At 58.7% G+C, this 16054-nt stretch carries 18 protein-coding genes and 1 tRNA gene; 9 read left to right on the forward strand and 10 right to left on the reverse strand.

The window, feature by feature from the left end:
• Window positions 1-153: 153 nt before the first annotated feature.
• Window positions 154-243, reverse strand: a tRNA-Ser gene (locus RUM8411_RS02665).
• A 202-nt stretch (window positions 244-445) separates the two neighbouring features.
• On the opposite strand from RUM8411_RS02665, the gene RUM8411_RS02670 reads away from it, so the two are divergent.
• The 8 genes from RUM8411_RS02670 (at window position 446) to RUM8411_RS02705 (ending at window position 8081) form a co-directional block, all read left to right on the forward strand.
• Entirely contained in the window at window positions 446-1780 is a 1335-nt protein-coding gene (locus RUM8411_RS02670; protein ID WP_085821110.1) for an SPOR domain-containing protein, read from the forward strand.
• 19 nt (window positions 1781-1799) lie between these two features.
• Window positions 1800-2966, forward strand: a complete 1167-nt coding sequence (locus RUM8411_RS02675; RefSeq protein WP_085821111.1) for a D-alanyl-D-alanine carboxypeptidase family protein — start codon at window positions 1800-1802, stop codon at window positions 2964-2966.
• Window positions 2963-3586 (forward strand): dTMP kinase, encoded by a 624-nt coding sequence (gene tmk / locus RUM8411_RS02680; RefSeq protein WP_085821112.1) that lies wholly within the window; start codon window positions 2963-2965, stop codon window positions 3584-3586. The genes RUM8411_RS02675 and tmk overlap by 4 nt, the downstream gene beginning before the upstream one ends.
• 10 nt (window positions 3587-3596) lie before the next feature.
• The gene (locus RUM8411_RS02685; protein ID WP_085821113.1) at window positions 3597-4718 is read left to right on the forward strand and encodes a DNA polymerase III subunit delta'; all 1122 of its coding nucleotides are present in this window, start codon (window positions 3597-3599) and stop codon (window positions 4716-4718) included.
• On the forward strand, window positions 4715-5521 hold the full coding sequence (locus tag RUM8411_RS02690; RefSeq protein ID WP_085821114.1) for a TatD family hydrolase: 807 nt from the start codon (window positions 4715-4717) through the stop codon (window positions 5519-5521). The genes RUM8411_RS02685 and RUM8411_RS02690 overlap by 4 nt, the downstream gene beginning before the upstream one ends.
• On the forward strand, window positions 5518-6315 hold the full coding sequence (locus RUM8411_RS02695) for an MBL fold metallo-hydrolase (RefSeq protein WP_085821115.1): 798 nt from the start codon (window positions 5518-5520) through the stop codon (window positions 6313-6315). The genes RUM8411_RS02690 and RUM8411_RS02695 overlap by 4 nt, the downstream gene beginning before the upstream one ends.
• 63 nt (window positions 6316-6378) lie before the next feature.
• Window positions 6379-7311: an AEC family transporter gene (locus tag RUM8411_RS02700; RefSeq protein WP_085821116.1), complete on the forward strand. Its 933-nt coding sequence runs from the start codon at window positions 6379-6381 to the stop codon at window positions 7309-7311.
• 71 nt (window positions 7312-7382) lie between these two features.
• Window positions 7383-8081: a CbiX/SirB N-terminal domain-containing protein gene (locus RUM8411_RS02705; RefSeq protein ID WP_085821117.1), complete on the forward strand. Its 699-nt coding sequence runs from the start codon at window positions 7383-7385 to the stop codon at window positions 8079-8081.
• 42 nt (window positions 8082-8123) lie between these two features.
• Here the strand turns inward: RUM8411_RS02705 and RUM8411_RS02710 are convergent, their stop codons facing one another.
• The 5 genes from RUM8411_RS02710 to RUM8411_RS02730 form a co-directional block, all read right to left on the reverse strand.
• Window positions 8124-9146, reverse strand: a complete 1023-nt coding sequence (locus RUM8411_RS02710) for a GGDEF domain-containing protein (RefSeq protein ID WP_085821118.1) — start codon at window positions 9144-9146, stop codon at window positions 8124-8126.
• Window positions 9143-9730, reverse strand: a complete 588-nt coding sequence (locus RUM8411_RS02715; RefSeq protein WP_085821119.1) for a heme NO-binding domain-containing protein — start codon at window positions 9728-9730, stop codon at window positions 9143-9145. Before RUM8411_RS02715 ends, RUM8411_RS02710 begins: the two co-directional genes overlap by 4 nt.
• A gap of 121 nt (window positions 9731-9851) precedes the next feature.
• Window positions 9852-11411, reverse strand: a complete 1560-nt coding sequence (locus RUM8411_RS02720; RefSeq protein WP_085821120.1) for a trimethylamine methyltransferase family protein — start codon at window positions 11409-11411, stop codon at window positions 9852-9854.
• Between the two features lie 120 nt (window positions 11412-11531).
• A complete protein-coding gene (locus RUM8411_RS02725; RefSeq protein WP_085821121.1) occupies window positions 11532-12224 on the reverse strand; it encodes an HAD family hydrolase in 693 nt (230 codons plus the stop codon).
• A 25-nt stretch (window positions 12225-12249) separates the two neighbouring features.
• Window positions 12250-12534 (reverse strand): DUF3572 domain-containing protein, encoded by a 285-nt coding sequence (locus tag RUM8411_RS02730; protein ID WP_085821122.1) that lies wholly within the window; start codon window positions 12532-12534, stop codon window positions 12250-12252.
• An 87-nt stretch (window positions 12535-12621) separates the two neighbouring features.
• On the opposite strand from RUM8411_RS02730, the gene RUM8411_RS02735 reads away from it, so the two are divergent.
• A complete protein-coding gene (locus RUM8411_RS02735) occupies window positions 12622-14022 on the forward strand; it encodes a diguanylate cyclase (RefSeq protein WP_085821568.1) in 1401 nt (466 codons plus the stop codon).
• On the opposite strand, the gene RUM8411_RS02740 is transcribed toward RUM8411_RS02735, so the two are convergent.
• The 4 genes from RUM8411_RS02740 to RUM8411_RS02755 are packed head-to-tail and all read right to left on the reverse strand — an operon-like array spanning window position 14019 to window position 15923.
• Window positions 14019-14492 (reverse strand): periplasmic heavy metal sensor, encoded by a 474-nt coding sequence (locus RUM8411_RS02740; protein ID WP_085821123.1) that lies wholly within the window; start codon window positions 14490-14492, stop codon window positions 14019-14021. The genes RUM8411_RS02735 and RUM8411_RS02740 overlap by 4 nt on opposite strands.
• Window positions 14489-14842: a hypothetical protein gene (locus RUM8411_RS02745; protein WP_085821569.1), complete on the reverse strand. Its 354-nt coding sequence runs from the start codon at window positions 14840-14842 to the stop codon at window positions 14489-14491. Before RUM8411_RS02745 ends, RUM8411_RS02740 begins: the two co-directional genes overlap by 4 nt.
• The gene (locus RUM8411_RS02750; RefSeq protein WP_085821124.1) at window positions 14835-15449 is read right to left on the reverse strand and encodes an RNA polymerase sigma factor; all 615 of its coding nucleotides are present in this window, start codon (window positions 15447-15449) and stop codon (window positions 14835-14837) included. Before RUM8411_RS02750 ends, RUM8411_RS02745 begins: the two co-directional genes overlap by 8 nt.
• 6 nt (window positions 15450-15455) lie before the next feature.
• On the reverse strand, window positions 15456-15923 hold the full coding sequence (locus RUM8411_RS02755) for an EF-hand domain-containing protein (protein ID WP_085821125.1): 468 nt from the start codon (window positions 15921-15923) through the stop codon (window positions 15456-15458).
• Window positions 15924-16054: the final 131 nt, after the last annotated feature.

Below are 16054 nucleotides of genomic sequence, written 5' to 3' on the forward strand. Positions count from 1 at the left end.
ACCCCGCCAATATGCGGCACTGAGACTGGGGCCTTAAGTGTCCTCTGAATGTACGGTCCGCTCTGTCTCTGATTGAAAGCGCATGCGCCAACTCGCGGGAATTGCGGCACAATTCCGGGTCAGAAAACGCAACTGAAATGAGGCAGGTTTGAGTGGCGGGGAGACAGGGATTCGAACCCTGGGAACGCTCTCACGTTCAACGGTTTTCAAGACCGCCGCATTCGACCACTCTGCCACCTCCCCGCGTGGGGCCGGGTCTAAGGCGAACTTGAAACGGTGGCAAGAGCAAATAGGGAAATCTCGCCGAAGGTAGCGCAGCGGTCTTTCCTTGAACCCCGGCTCGCGTTATGCTTCGGCGGAAAGACCATATCAGCCCGGCGAAACAGAACCGGCGAGTGGCGGCGGGGTTCAGGAAACGAGACCCTTTCAGGCAAGGGATGACAAAATGAAGCGAGCGAGTGAGACACGCGCAAAACCGCGATCATTGGCGGTTCTGGCCCTGTCATTGGCAGTTCTGGCAGGCTGCGAAGAGGCATTGTCGCCAGATGGCGCTTCTGGTGATGCGCAAAGCAGCGACACCGAGAACGACGGAAAGACTGAACTGTTCCCGGAATACTCGGACAACTCTCGCGAGTCCGTGGAAGCCCCCGAGGTTTTTCAGGTTACCGAAGCCGGTCTTTGGGACGGCCGCCCGTCCTTGGGCGGTATCTGGGTGGCACACCCCGAAGTGACACAGCCAGAGCGCGTGGTCATCAAAAACACGTCCAATAACAAAACCGTGACGGGTGCCCTGTTCCGCAGGGAAAGAAACCTGCCCGGTCCAGCCCTGCAGTTGTCTTCGGCGGCGGCCGAAAAGCTGGGCATCCTTGCGGGAGCACCGACAAAAGTCGAAGTGGTCGCCCTGCGCCGCAAACAAGCCGAACAGAAAAAGCCCGCGCCCGAGGAAACAGCCGGGACAGAAACCGCTAGCGCAGAGGACACGCCGAAAGTGGACCCGGCCGCATCCAACGGCGAAACCGCTGAGACGGAAAAGCCTGCAAAGCGGAAATGGTGGCAAAAGAAGGAAACTGCTGCTGTAACCGGTGCTGCGGTAGCAGCTGACGCCGCGACGGACACAGCAGCCGAAGCAGCTGAGGAAGTTGCAGAAACGGCTGTTCAGGCCGCACCGGCGGCGACATTGTCGAACCCCGAGGTCACTCCGCCCACTGAAAAACCGGCCAAACGGAAATGGTGGCAAAAGAAGGAAACTGCTGCTGCAACAGGTGCTGCTGTAGCAGCTGACGCCGCGACGGACTCAGCAGCCGAAGCAACTGAGGAAGTTGCAGAAACCGCTGTTCAGGCCGCACCGGCAGCGACATTGTCGGACCCCGAGGTTACTCCGCCCACGGAAAAACCGGCCAAACGTAAATGGTGGCAAAAGAAGCCTGCCAACGAAATTACGGAAACTACGTTGGACCCGATCGAAGGCGCAGCGGCGGCAATTGATGCGGCGGAACCAACCGCTGTTGAAGCGGCCACAGCGACGCAGGCGGCGGCCCCCCGGTCGATCAGCAAGCCATATGTTCAGGTTGGAACCTTCAACGTTGAAGCCAATGCCAAAAGTGCCGCTGAAAAGATCAAGCGAAACGGGCTGAACGCCGATGTGCGTGAACTGGAAAGCGATGGCAAAACGGTCTGGCGCGTTTTGGTTGGCCCGGCTGCAACCCGCTCTGAACGGAACGCAATCCAAGGCGATGTCAAAGACCTTGGATTCACCGACGCGTTCACCGTCAAAAACTGAAAACCAAAGGAGGCCCCCGATGCTGTCCTCACTGCGATCATCCGTTTTGACCCTGGGCCTGGCGCTGTTTGCCCTGCCCGCCCATGCTTTCGATACTCAGGCCCGCGCGGCCTATGTGATGGACCAGACGACCGGAACCGTTCTTCTGTCCAAGGAAGCAGATCAGCCACTGCCGCCCGCGTCGATGTCAAAGCTGATGACGCTTTATGTGGCGTTCGAGGCACTGCGGGATGGCCGCCTGACGCTGGACGAAACCCTACCGGTGTCCGAACACGCCATGAGCTATGGCGGATCAACCATGTTCCTGAATACGCAGGACCGAGTCCGGGTAGAGGATTTGTTGCGCGGCATCATCGTATTGTCGGGCAATGACGCATGCGTTGTGCTCGCCGAAGCGCTGAGCCCCGACGGGACCGAGGCCGGATTCGCCCGCTATATGACACAGCGCGCCCAGCAGATCGGGATGGATAACTCGAACTTCGCCAATTCCAACGGCTGGCCCGCCGCGGGTCACATGATGTCCGTGCATGACCTTGCAGTTCTGGCGAACCGGTTAATCACGGATTTCCCCGAATATTACCCCCTTTTCGCCGAAGAAGAGTTTGAATTCGATGGTCGTGCACCGTCAAACAAGCGAAACCGCAACCCGCTTTTGAAACTGGGCATTGGCGCGGATGGGCTGAAAACCGGTCATACGCAAGAGGCCGGTTACGGTCTTGTCGGATCGGCCAAACAGGGGGACCGCCGGGTGATCTTTGTGCTCTCCGGCCTCGACAGCACCGCCCGTCGCGCAGAGGAGGCCGAGGCTGTTGTTAACTGGTCGTTTCGTAATTTTGTCGAGAGGACAGTTGCCAACCCGGACACGCCGCTAGCCGAAGCGCAGGTCTGGATGGGGGCCAACAAGACCGTTGGACTGGTACCCGAAGAAGACCTGTCCTTGCTGTTCCCCGTTCTGGGAGACTCCAATGTCGAGGCCGAAGTGGTCTATGAGGGCCCCGTCAACGCGCCGATTACCAAAGGGCAGCAGCTGGCCGAACTGGTCATCAAACCCGAAGGCCTGCCCGAGATTCGCAGGCCTCTGGTCGCCGCGCAGGATGTCCCAACAGGTGGATTTATGGTGCGCATGATGACCGTAGGCGGCATCGTCCTGACCGACGTGATTGGCAACCCATTGGACGCATTGTGACAAGATCCGGGTTGTTTCTGACCTTCGAAGGTATTGACGGATCAGGTAAATCCTCGCAGGCACGTATGCTTGCCGAGCATCTGATCGGTATGGGCCATAAGGTCGTTCTGACACGCGAGCCCGGCGGTTCGGACGGGGCCGAGGAAATTCGCAGCCTGGTTCTGGAGGGCGACCCTGACCGCTGGTCGGCTGAAACCGAAATCTTGCTGTTCACTGCCGCGCGGCGGGATCATCTGGAACGAACGATCGAACCAGCGCTGACTGAAGGCAAAGTGGTGATCTGCGACCGGTTCGCCGACAGCACCCGCATGTATCAGGGCCTGTCCCGAGGTGACCTGCGCGGACTGGTCGATCAGCTGCACAGCCTGATGATCGGACGTGAACCCGATCTGACTGTTCTGATCGACATGGACCCGGAAACGGGACTGTCGCGGGCCAAAGGACGTCAGGGATCGGAAGAGCGGTTCGAGGATTTTGGCATCGACCTGCAACAGAAAATGCGCGCGGGGTTTCTGGCTCTGGCAGATGAGTTTTCTGACCGGTTTCGCGTGATCGACGGTAACCGGGACATGGACAGCGTTGCCCGGGATGTGACAGATATCGTCCAACAAACCTTGTGACAGACGAGAAATGAGCGACGACACACCCTCCCCGGATCAGGCCCCCGGTGCCCCGCACCCGCGTGAAACCCGACAACTTTTTGGGCAAGCCGCGGCCGAACAGGCCTTTCTGAGCGCCTATACATCAGAGCGCCTGCATCACGGCTGGTTGCTGACCGGACCGCGCGGGGTGGGCAAAGCAACCTTGGCTTGGAGGATTGCGCGGTTTCTGCTGGCAACCCCTCCGGCCGAAGAAGATGGCCTGTTTGGCGCGCCACCGCCGCCCGAAACGCTGGCGATTGCCCCCGATCATCCGGTCACTCATCGCATTCAGGCCGGGGCTGAGCCCGGTCTGGCCGCGATCACCCGATCCGTTAATGATCAGGGACGCCTGCGCGGCGAGATCGTCGTTGATGACATTCGCAAACTGGGCAAGTTCTTTGGTCTGTCCTCGGCAGATGGTGGGCGCCGTGTGGTGATCGTCGACTCGGCGGATGAGATGAATGTCAGTGCAGCCAATGCACTGTTGAAAATGCTCGAAGAACCGCCCGCGCGCACTACGCTATTGTTGGTGTCGCACCAACCGTCCCGCCTGTTGCCGACGATCCGGTCTCGCTGCCGAACCCTGCGCCTGTCGCCGCTTGGGGCCGAGGATATGCAGACCGCACTGGCCCAAACCGGAGCCGAACTGCCCGGTCGTGCCGAACATCTTGCGGCCCTTGCTGCGGGATCCGTGGGCGATGCGGTCCGGCTGATCAATCTGGGCGGGCTGGAAATCTACGCCGAGTTGATCGGTATACTGGGCACCTTGCCCCGGATGGATCGCCAGCGCGCGCTGGCCCTTGCCGAAGCTGCCGCCCAACGTGGCGCGGCAGAGCGGTTTGAACTGTTGCTAACCCTGATCGACGTTGCCCTGTCCCGCCTTGCCCTGACTGGTGCAACCGGCGCACCGCTGATGCCCGAGGCCGCCCCGAATGAGGCCGAAACGCTAAGCCGCCTGTCTGCGTCGCCGCTTCAAGCTCGGCGCTGGGCTGAGGTTGCCGCGACAATTACAGCCCGCGCACGCCATGGTCAGGCGGTGAACCTTGACCCTGCCGCTCTGGTCCTAGATACGGTGTTCAAGATACAGGAAACCGCCGGTCAGAGCAGATGAGCGACACCCCCCAGATTACCGACAGTCATTGCCATCTGGACTTCCCCGATTTCGACGGGCAACTGGACCAGATTATCGCTAACGCAGCTGAGGCGGGCGTGACCCGGATGGTCACGATTTGCACGCGTCTACGCAATGAACCCACCATACGCACCATGGCAGAGGCGAACGCACCCGTTTTCTACGCGGCTGGCACCCATCCCATGAGTGTAGCAGACGAGCCAATGGCGACCGTTGATGAGCTGATCACCCTGTCTCAGCACCCCAAGTTTGTGGGCATCGGCGAAACCGGGCTGGATTACCATTACACCGCCGACTCCGCCGCGGTTCAAAAGCTATCACTACGCGTTCATATCGAGGCCGCCCAGCGCACTGGTCTTCCTCTGATCATTCACGCCCGCGCAGCGGATGACGATATGGCCCGGATTCTGGCCGAAGAGCACCGCAACGCGCCCTATTCTTGTGTGATGCATTGCTTTTCCTCATCGGCAGAACTGGCCAAGGCAGCATTGGATCTTGGGTTCTACCTGTCCATGTCCGGTATTGCTGCTTTTCCCAAAAGTCAGGAATTGCGGGATATCTTCGCCAGCGCACCGGTCGATCGCATTCTGGTGGAAACCGACGCGCCCTATCTGGCCCCGCCGCCCTATCGCGGCAAACGCAACGAACCCGCCTACACCGCACATACCGCCCGCAAGGGAGCCGAGGTGTTCGGTCTGGACTACGCCGATTTCGCAGCGCAGACACAGGTTAACTTCGACCGGTTGTTCACCAAGGTTGCGGCCTACAAGGCAGCTGCATGACCGAATTGCGTTGTACCATCCTTGGCTGCGGTTCATCCGGTGGTGTGCCTCGGCTGGGAGGGCATTGGGGCGCGTGCGATCCCGACAATCCCAGAAACATCCGTCGCCGCTGCTCGATGCTGGTGGAACGCGATGGACCCGATGGTACAACTTCGGTTCTGATCGACACCTCGCCTGACATGCGCAGCCAATTGTTGGGCACCGGCACAGGACGGCTGGATGGTGTTGTCTATACCCATTCACACGCTGATCATGTCCACGGTCTTGATGATCTGCGCATGATCGTGTTCAACATGCGGGAACGGGTGCCGGTCTGGGCGGATGGCGACACGCAAAACGACCTTCTGGGGCGGTTCGGGTACGCCTTTGTACAACCCGAAGGCTCACCCTATCCGCCGATCCTGCAGCTTAAATCCATCAACGGCCCGTTCGAAGTGAACGGCCCTGGCGGACCTATCCCCTTTCATCCGTTCCGGGTCAATCACGGCACTATCGATGCGCTGGGATTCCGGATGGGCAAGCTGGTCTACCTTCCGGATGTTGCCGAGATTTATGACGATGTCTGGCCGCTGCTGGAAGGGCTGGATTGTTTGGTGGTCGATGCTCTGCGCCGGTCACCACATCCCACTCACGCGCATCTGGAAAAGACGCTGGGATGGATCGACCAACTAAGACCCAAACGCGCAGTGCTGACCAACATGCATATCGATCTGGATTATGCCACGGTCGAGGCGGAAACCGACGACTACATCACCCCGGCCTATGACGGCATGGTGATCCTTCAGGGCCTGTAGGCCGCTGATCGCCCGCCCCGAAATACCGCCGCCGGCAATGGCGCAATACACGGGGGGCTTAACATGCTGCAAAGCCTGATCGACGTTATTCTTCCGGTCTTCCTGGTGATCGGGGCTGGCTATGCCTCTACCCGCCTGGGATACTTCAAAGAAATTCATATCGACGGGTTGATGAAGTTCACGCAGGGCTTTGCGATCCCGTGTCTGCTGTTTCTGGCGATATCCAATCTGGACTTGAGCGCCAGTTTTGATCCCCGGCTTTTGGCCAGCTTTTACATCGCCGCCGCGCTATGCTTTTGCGCGGGCCTCTTTGGGGCGCGATTGATATTTCAACGCGACTGGGAGGACTGTGTCGCGATTGGGTTTTGCTGTCTGTTCTCCAATTCCGTCCTGTTGGGTTTGCCGATAATCGAGCGCGCCTATGGCCCCGAAAACCTGACCGGAAACTACGCCATCATCGCCTTCCACTCTCCTTTCTGCTACGGCGTCGGCATCACGGTGATGGAGGTGATCAGAAACCGTGGCCACGGCGGCACCCGGATGGTGCGGTCCATCTTGTCCGCAATGTTCCGCAACGCACTGATCCTTGGCATCGCGCTTGGTTTCGTGGTCAACCTGTCGGGGATCGTAGTGCCTGCCGTCGTGGACGAGGCCCTTGGCCTCGTGACCCGGGCTGCCCTGCCCGGCGCCCTGTTTGCACTGGGCGGTGTGCTGGTCAAATACAAACCCGAAGGCGACCTGCGCGCCATCGCATTTGTCTGTGCCATATCCCTGATGCTGCATCCAAGCTTGGTTTGGCTGTTTGGGTCGTCTGTTGGCCTACCGCAGGATTTGTTCCGGTCTGGTGTTTTGAACGCGGCTATGGCGCCCGGGTTCAACGCATATATATTTGCCAACATGTATGGGCGGGCGAAACGGGTTGCCGCGTCGTCCGTGCTGATCGGTACAGCGGCGTCCATTTTGACGGTTCTGTTTTGGTTGACTCTGTTGGGCTGACATTCATCAAACATCGATTGACATTGGACCGTCAGGGTACACCTATCGGGAAACCAATCAGGATTTCTTAAATGCCCAATGCCCTTATCGTCGCTCATGGTCAGCCATCGGACCCCGACCCCGCCGAAGCTGCGCTGGCCGCTTATGCGGCCGAAGTCGACGCGCAGTGTCACGGGGTCAGCGTTGGATCCGCAACTTTGGCTGCCCCTAGTATGCTGGAGGAGTGTCTGGACCGCCTGCCCGAAGACACGGTGATCTATCCGCTTTTTATGGCAAAAGGCTGGTTTGTGACCAGCGCGCTGCCCAACCGGCTAAGAGATCGGCAACGACGCATTCTCGACCCCTTGGGTGTTGACCCGCAACTGCCCGCGTTAGTCGCCGATGCGCTGCGCGATGTGCTGGCCGAAAACCAATGGAAGGCCGCCAATACCGATCTGGTTCTGGCCGCCCACGGCTCTGGTCGCAGCCGCAATCCTTCTGCCGTTGCAACAGCCTTTGCAGCGGAACTGGAACAGCATCTAACGTTCAAATCCTCTCACCTCGGCTTTGTGGAAGAGCCACCTTCGATTGCCCAAGCCGCCACTGGTTTGACCCGTCAGGCCCTTTGTCTGCCCTTTTTTGCCTGCACCGGTGGGCACGTACTTGAGGATGTACCGAAAGAACTAAGCGACGCGGGCTTTATAGGTCAGGTGATGCCGGTGGTCGGTGAGTTGCCTCGCATCAAAAGCCATATTGCAGCAACTCTGTCCACGGCGACCAGGCAAAGTTAACTCTCTCACATAGGCAATTCGTGAGCAGCGAGGCTGGTGCGGCTATTCCGAGGGTGTCCCCGTCGTCGTGCCTTCCTGCCCAAGCTCTGCCAACGCTGAATAGAGGGCGTGGCGGGACCGTCCCTTGCGCTTCGCCTCATACAAAGCCAAGTCCGCAGCGTGTAGAATCTCCGCAGCTTTGAGTGACACGAATTGTGTCGACAAGGCCGTTCCGATACTGGCTGATATCCGGCAGGTATTGCTTTCGAATTCCATCGGCTTTTTCAGCCGTTCAATCAGACGCCCGGCGACAGCCGACAGAACCTTTTCGTCTATCAAGCCTCTGAAAATAATAACAAACTCATCTCCACCGATACGCGCGACCGTGTCGTCGCTTCGAGTTTCCTCAATCATTATTTGCGCCGCTTGCTGCAAGACGTAATCGCCTGCCGCATGACCAAATCTATCGTTGACGGATTTGAAGTAGTCCAGATCCAGATGCATCAGGGCAAAAGGGGTGCTGCCGGATATCAGATGGCCAAGGAATACATCCATTGCGCGCCGGTTTTTCAGGCCGGTCAGCATATCTGTAAGAGCTTGTTCCTCGGCAGCCAGCATGGCGCCTTGCAACCGCAGGTTCAGCGACCTCGAGGCCTCCATCGCCGCGGACTTGGCCTCAACCAGATATAACAGTTCGATCGCCAAATCCGTGCCCGAGAAATCGGCACTGGTCAGCGCGTAATCCCGCACCGCATCCAGGATCGAGATTCCGAACGACAGGTTGATGACTGCGCCCTTCCCCTGTGGCAGCGGTGCAATCAATCCTTTCAGCGCTGTACTTGGTGTGTCGTGAAGTTTCAGGTGCAGTTTGGCCCCGGCCAGTGACATCAAGGCTGACACGGACTTCACTGCGCGGGGGCGCACCAGCTTAAACACGTCCACAAAGCTCTTGCCTGCCATCTGCTGATCGGGGCGCAGTTTTTGCAGTGTCGGACCGACGCGCAGGATGCGCCCAGTCTCATCCACAAGCACGAACATGGGGCACAGCGTTTCCAACAAAGCACCCAAATCACCGGTATCCATCATGATTTCCGCGCCCCCAGATCAAAATTCCGCCCTTCGGCAAAAGCGCTTTCCACCAGAACAATTGAGATGACCTCGGCCGCTCCCTCTTGGCCCTCATGGGACAACATCGCCAAGGCCCCATAGTCATCAGCCATCGCGCGCAAAACACCGACCATGACGCTGGAATAGCCGGGCAAGCCAGGAAAACAGCGCAGCTGATATTCCGTCGGCGATACTTCACGAAGTTCCAACGCGGGCAGGCACAGATCGGACACGGCCAACCTGACCCTGTCGGACAAATCATCCAGTGAATGCAAAAACTCAACATAGATTACGCCACCGAACCGCAGCAATCGGCGCAAGTCCTCCATTTTTGGGTGCGAGACCAGATAAGTTCCCAAATCTTCCAGCATTTCAGCTCGAGGTCTGTTCAGGTCGGCGCAAAGCGCATCCAACACCCGGACCGTCATGTCATCATCGTAGACGAGCATGGCCTCAAACTCGACGAATCCCAACTCGGCCACCTCGGTCACGCGCAGCCAGCACGATTGTCCGTAGGTCGCGCACACAAAAGACTGTATCGCCCGATTGATCAGACCATGCATGAGATGCCCCAGATTGGTTTCCCCGCCAATCTGGCCTGACAATCCTTAATAAAACGCCAAAACGCATCGTGAGATATGGACAATATGACCGAGTCTCAAAGCGTAATTTGATTACGTCATATCAGAAATCCGTAGGCGCCCCGCCTTCGGATTTGCGGCGCGCTACAAAGTCGGCAAGCTCGTCCCGGATACCCTCATCCAGCGCCGGAGGTTCAAAGCTGGTAATGATCTCCTTGAACATGTGGTGGGCACGCTCGGCGGTCCAGATGCCACCGGCCACATCCCAGCCTTCATAGTTTTTCCAATCGCTGAGGAAGGGCTGGTAGAAGGCGGTGGTATAACGATCCTGCGTGTGCTGGATGCCAAAGAAATGGCCTTCGTTCCCGACGGAACGGATCGCATCCAGTGCGATTTCATCGGGTCCGGTTGCGGTAATTTCAGGCTGCATATATCGTTGAATTTGCTGAAGTATTTCGCAATCCATGATGAACTTCTCGGGGCTTGCGATCAAACCGCCCTCCAACCATCCGGCTGCGTGGTAAACCATATTGGTGCCGGATTGAACTGCCGCCCACAGGGAGTTCGACGTCTCCCAGATCGATTGCCCGTCAGGCACGTTTGCAGCACACACACCCGAAGACCGCATCGGAAGGCCGTAGTACCGCGCCATCTGTCCCGTCATCTGGGTCGAGCGCATGTATTCCGGCGTGCCAAAGGCCGGAGCGCCGGATTTCATGTCCACATTCGAAGTGAACGTGCCGATAACGCAGGGAATCCCGGACCGCACATATTGGAACAGGGCAATGGCGCACAGCGCCTCGGCCAAGGACTGCGCCACAGCACCGGCCATTGTCACCGGGGCCATCGCGCCAGCCAATGTAAACGGTGTCACCACAATCGCCTGCCCCCGTCGCGCCAAACGCAGACAACCATCAATCATCGGATGGTCATGTTTCAGCGGCGAGGTCGAGTTGATGTTGGTGTACATGCGCGGAGTTTCTTCGAACTCTTCGTGACTCAGGCCTCCGGCGATTCTGACCATTTCCATCACATCTTCGACGCGCTCCTTGCCCAGAGAATAGGCGTGCATCGCCTTATCCGTCAGGGTCAGCTTGTCATAGAGAACATCCAGATGCCGAACGCTGGCGTGGATATCCACCGGCTCAACCGGATAGCCCCCGGCGAAATGGATACAGTTGAAATACTGGGTCAGTTTCAACAGGTTTCGGCACATCTCGCGATTGCCTGGAACCTTGGTCCCGATCTCCATATCCCAGTAATTGGGGGGCGAGGAAACATTGCCGAAAAGCAGTTTTTTGCCACCGATCTCGATCTTGCGATCCAAGTTGCGCGGAGTGATCGAGAAGGTGGACGGTGCCTTGCCGACCATCTCCATCACAAAATCCCGGCCCATACGGACGTTGTCGCCTTCAATCGTACAGCCTGCTTCGCGCAGGATACCGATAGCTTCTTCGTTGTAGAACTCGATTCCGATCTCTTCGAGAATGCGCATGGCGCCTTCGTGGATCGCCTCGATCCCGGCTGCATCCAGCGGCTCGGTGGGGTTGTCAGTGTTGATCGGAGGGTCCCACGGCATCTGGTCGATCACCGCACTGCCCCTGCGTTCAGCCGCACCGGCACGCCCTCCGCCGCGGCGTCTGCGAGTTTTTGTGTCGGCCATTTTGTCCTCCGGAGCTTGCACTTTCCCAAGCAAGCCCCGAACCCGGGCGGTTGGCCGCTCTGTCTGCGACAACCTATGTCGGTTTTCTATTCCGAACCGCCGAAAACAGCTGCTGAGCCGTCAGTTTTTTGCCAACCAGCCCGGGATATGTCCGATATCCGGCAATACAACATCAGCCATAGGCAAAAGCGCCTCAGCCGGGGCAACTCCGGTGAGAACACCGATTGTGGTCATCCCGGCGGCACGCCCCGCCTGCAGGTCGTGCAAGCTGTCCCCTACCATGGCCACGCGCGCGGGCTCGACCCCGACATGGGCGGAAAATGCAAGCAATTGTCCGGGACCGGGTTTGTGTCCATGGCCGCTGTCATAGCCTGCAACAAAATCAAAGTGACCCCTGATGCCCACAGATTCCAGATGTTGCAGCGCGGGCGCTTCGCTGTCATTTGTGGCTACTCCCAGCTTGAAACCGGCCTGCCGCAACCCCTCCAGAAACGGCAGCAACGGAATGGCTGGTGCTTGCGCTGCAGTGGCGGCCTCGCTGTTCAATAGGTCGACCAGCTCGGCCTGCGTGAGTTCAGGTACATGCGGGGCCAGGGTCGCCGCGATCTCGTCAGCCGTCGCCGCCACGACAATACTGTCAGCCGAGTATGTGACTTGTTCCAGATCGAACCCGATGACATGCCCCAATTCGGTTGCGCGCCTGAGGTCTCCATCGGCCAGCCGCATCAGCACATTACGTCCAAATGCCCCCCACGTGTCGGCAAAATCAAACAGTGTACCGTCCTTGTCGAACAAGATGGCGTCTATGGGCATTGCGTGCTCCTGCAAGGTTTTAGGTTCAGGTCCAGTGGACATCGGCCCCGCCGGACAAAACGGCGCGCGCTTGCCCCGGCAATTCATAGGGCACTGAGTTCGCGTCACAAAAGGCAACCACCCACGAATCGTCAAGCATCAGAAACTCCAGCACTGATCCCAGCAACTCCGGCTCAGAGGCTCTGTCTCGCAGATCTTGCTCTGATGTGCCGGTAGAGCCCAGAAAAACAGGCAGAAGCTCTTCGTTTCCGACAAGCCAGCCCAGAGCGTTCAGCGCCAGCGTTTCAGCAGATTGGGCGGATATTGGCATAAAGAGGCCCCGGATCAGCTCTTGGAAAGGGTTTGTTAACCAGACTCATAAACACTTTGGCAACGCATGCAATCAACGGTGACCAATATGTCCGTGCAGGGAACCATCCTTGTCCTCGACGGGACCTCGACCAATCGCATCATGCTGAAGGTTCAGCTGACGGCGGCGTGGTATCACGTCGTTCAGGGCGAACGGCTTCATGGGTTGGCGGGACTGCTGCGCCGGGCCAAGCCCGATCTGGTTCTGACCTCTCAGACCTTGCCGGACGGTGTCGCTGCGGATGTGAAAAAGCTGGTGATGGCTGATCCGGATCTCATGGACGTACCGGTTGTCGCGATTGCGCCGCAAAACGACAAAGCAGCCAGGTTGAAGGCACTGGAGGACGGGCTGGATGATGTGTTGGCGCATCCGTTCAAGGATACGTTTTTGCTGGCCCGGGTTCGCAGCCTGTTACGCGCACGGGCTGATACACAGGATCTGAAGGCTGGAAACAGCTCGCAGCCCATCGGGTTTGCCGAGCCTGCCGGCACCTTGATTACGGCATCCAAACCAGCGCGAGTGGCTGTTCTGACGCATAGTGCGCGTACCGGCGCAATCTGGCAAAACGCTTTGGCGAAACGTATGCGACACAGCTTGGCGGTACATACATCGTCAAACCTTCAAGGGTTGTTGTCCGGCCCGGTGCCGGACGCCATCGTGGTCGAAGTGAGGGCCAGTCCAGCCGACCTGAACCTTCTTGCTGATCTGAAATCCCGGGGGGCAACGCGACACACCGTTCTGATAGGTATTCTTGAGGGCGAGAAAGCCGAGCGCGCCTCGGACGCGCTGGATCGGGGCGCCGATGCAATCTGTCTGGGCGGGTTCTGTGCCGAGGAGACGGTTTTGCGCATCGACAATCAAGTGGCGCGCAAGGTGCGACTGGATCAGATGCGCGCATCCTTGCGCCGCGGGCTGGCCGAATCGTGGGTTGATCCGCTGACCGGCCTGCACAACCGACGCTATGCGATGCGCGCGATGGATCAGATCGCGCACCGGGCCGCACGGTCCGGGCAGGGATTTGCGGTAATGCTGGCCGATCTGGATCACTTCAAAGCCATCAACGACAATTTCGGCCATTCCGCTGGGGATATGGTCCTGACCGAGGCGGCGGCACGGTTGCAGCAAACCGTCGGCACTGCCGGTTTCGTCGCACGTATCGGCGGAGAAGAGTTCATGATCGGCCTGTCGGACACCACTCAGGAAAAAGCGCTAGAGCTGGCCCGCACACTGTGCAACAGCATCCGTCGAAAACCGTTTAAACTGCCAGATGCACCCTGCCCCATCCCGGTTACGATCAGCATAGGTCTGATCGCAACCAAGCCGGACGCGCCATCGCTGTTACACCGGCCCGCACCGCTGGAAAAGTTGATCAAATCCGCCGACACCGCGCTTTATGCTGCCAAAACAGCCGGACGTGATCAGGTTCGGGTCCGGCAAAGCGCCGCTTAGTCTTTCCGCTTGCGCCCATGAGGTTTGCGCCGCACAACCTCTTCCAACCGGGTTGCATAGGCCTGACGCTCTGCGTCGCTCATCTCTGAGACGCGCGCCAGCCACTCATCCTGAAGGGCAAATTGCAAATCAGCCATGGCCTGCGCCTGTTGTTGCAAAAGAACCTGCACGGCCGCGGGATCAAAGGGATTGGCCCGCAATGCAGCGCCCAGTGCAGTGAAATCCTGGGCGCGGAGCTTTGATCCATGCTTGTGTCGCTCGGACAATTCTCCGCGCAAAGCTTTGCGATCTTCTTTCGGCAATGCCCGGTACAAAGCGGACCCGAACCCGGGTGGAGCCTTGGCCTGGTCCCCGCCTTTGACCCTGTAGGCTGTTCCCAGCGCGATGCCCACGATCAGCAGGTTCAGCGCCAGGGACACGATCAACAAAACCGTTACCCAGCGTTTCTTGGGTTTGGGATTTTCGCTCATTCCGCGTCCTCCAGAAATGTTGTGTCCAGGCCAAGATCTGCAACTACGAAACTGCTGTCCTGAGCAAAGATGTACGTCGCCGGATCGGGCAGAAAGTCAGGGGCTGAAAACCCGATCCAAACACCCGCGGCGCTGGCCGCAACCAAACCACCCATGCTGGGCCAGCCGCCAAAGCCGTCCAATAGCCGCGCCCACAGGGAGCGTCGTGGCTGTAGTACAGGCGTCATCCGGGAAAGCCGTACGGATTCGGCATCTGTCAGAATTCGAACCGCAAGTTCATCGGGCAAACCGGACCGGGCTTGCCGCGCCTGGGCAAACAACTGTTCAAGTTCAGTGGTGTCATCAGCCATCGTCATACCCCAGTTCATCACGTCGTCCGGCCAGTATCGCCGCCAGAGACCGTTTTCCGCGCGCGGTCAGACTTTCTACCGCTTCTGTTGAAACGCCCATAATCCCGGCGATTTCAGGATTGGGCAATTCTTCCATATGCCGCAAGATAACGGCCTGCCGCTGCCGGTCAGGCAATTGCGACAAGGCGTCCTGCAGCGCATCCTTGCGTGCCATGTCCTGCATCCGGTCCGCCACGCTTGGTTCGCCATCCTCGGGCTCGGGCACTTCGGCCAGCCTGTCGGGCTTTTTCTTGCGTTGTACGTCCACACACAGGTTCAGCGTCACACGGTACAGCCAGGTCGACACCTTGGCCTGCCCCGGCACCCATTTCGGCGCTACTTGCCACAGCCGCATCATGGCGTCCTGCGTCACATCTTCGGCTTCCGCCCTGTTACCCAGCATCCGCAGAGCTACGGAAAAGCTGCGCGGGCCCAGCCGATCGGTCAGCTCACGCGCAGCGGCAGCATCGCCATCTGCGAACTGCCGCAGCAACGTATCGTCGCCCGGGTCGCCCGCGGCACCAGAGGTGCCGCGAACATCCTGCAAAGGGGAGGTCAGATCCTCCATCCTTCATCAGCTGTCGTCAGAGCCCGACTGGCCGTGTTTCTTGTGCTTTCGACCCATCTTGTCTTTTGCATCGGCAAATTCCTGTTCCGAGATCGACCCATTGTTATCCGCGTCGATACGATCAAACATCTTGCCAGCACGGCGCGGTTTGGGCAACTCGTCCTCGGTCAGAAAACCGTCCTGATTGGCGTCGTTCTTTTCGAACATCTTAGTGACGCGCTCACTGGCCTTCGTCTGGGCTGCGGATTGCATTTCCTCGACACTCAGCTGACCGTCCCCATCGGTATCGGCATCGGTGAAGCGTTGATTGCGATGAGCCTGCATTTCGTCCTGCGTCACCTGACCATCGCCATTGGCGTCCAATTCCTGGAAAGTTACGGGTGCGCGGTCTTTCGGACCGGCAGCCAGCACCGAGGTGCCGGTGATTGCAACAGCCGAGATAAGGATGGCCGGGATGAATTTTACGCTTTTCATATCGTTTTTCCTTTGATTCAAGCGGCCCCATCGCCGCTGCTCACATAGGTTCAAACGGCCCAGGAACCCCGTTCCGTCGCTGAAAACAGAATTTTTTCACCGGGATGAAAGTTAAGCTTCCTAAAGATTTG

This window comes from Ruegeria meonggei (assembly GCF_900172215.1).
In the GTDB taxonomy this organism is placed as follows: Bacteria; Pseudomonadota; Alphaproteobacteria; order Rhodobacterales; family Rhodobacteraceae; genus Ruegeria; species Ruegeria meonggei.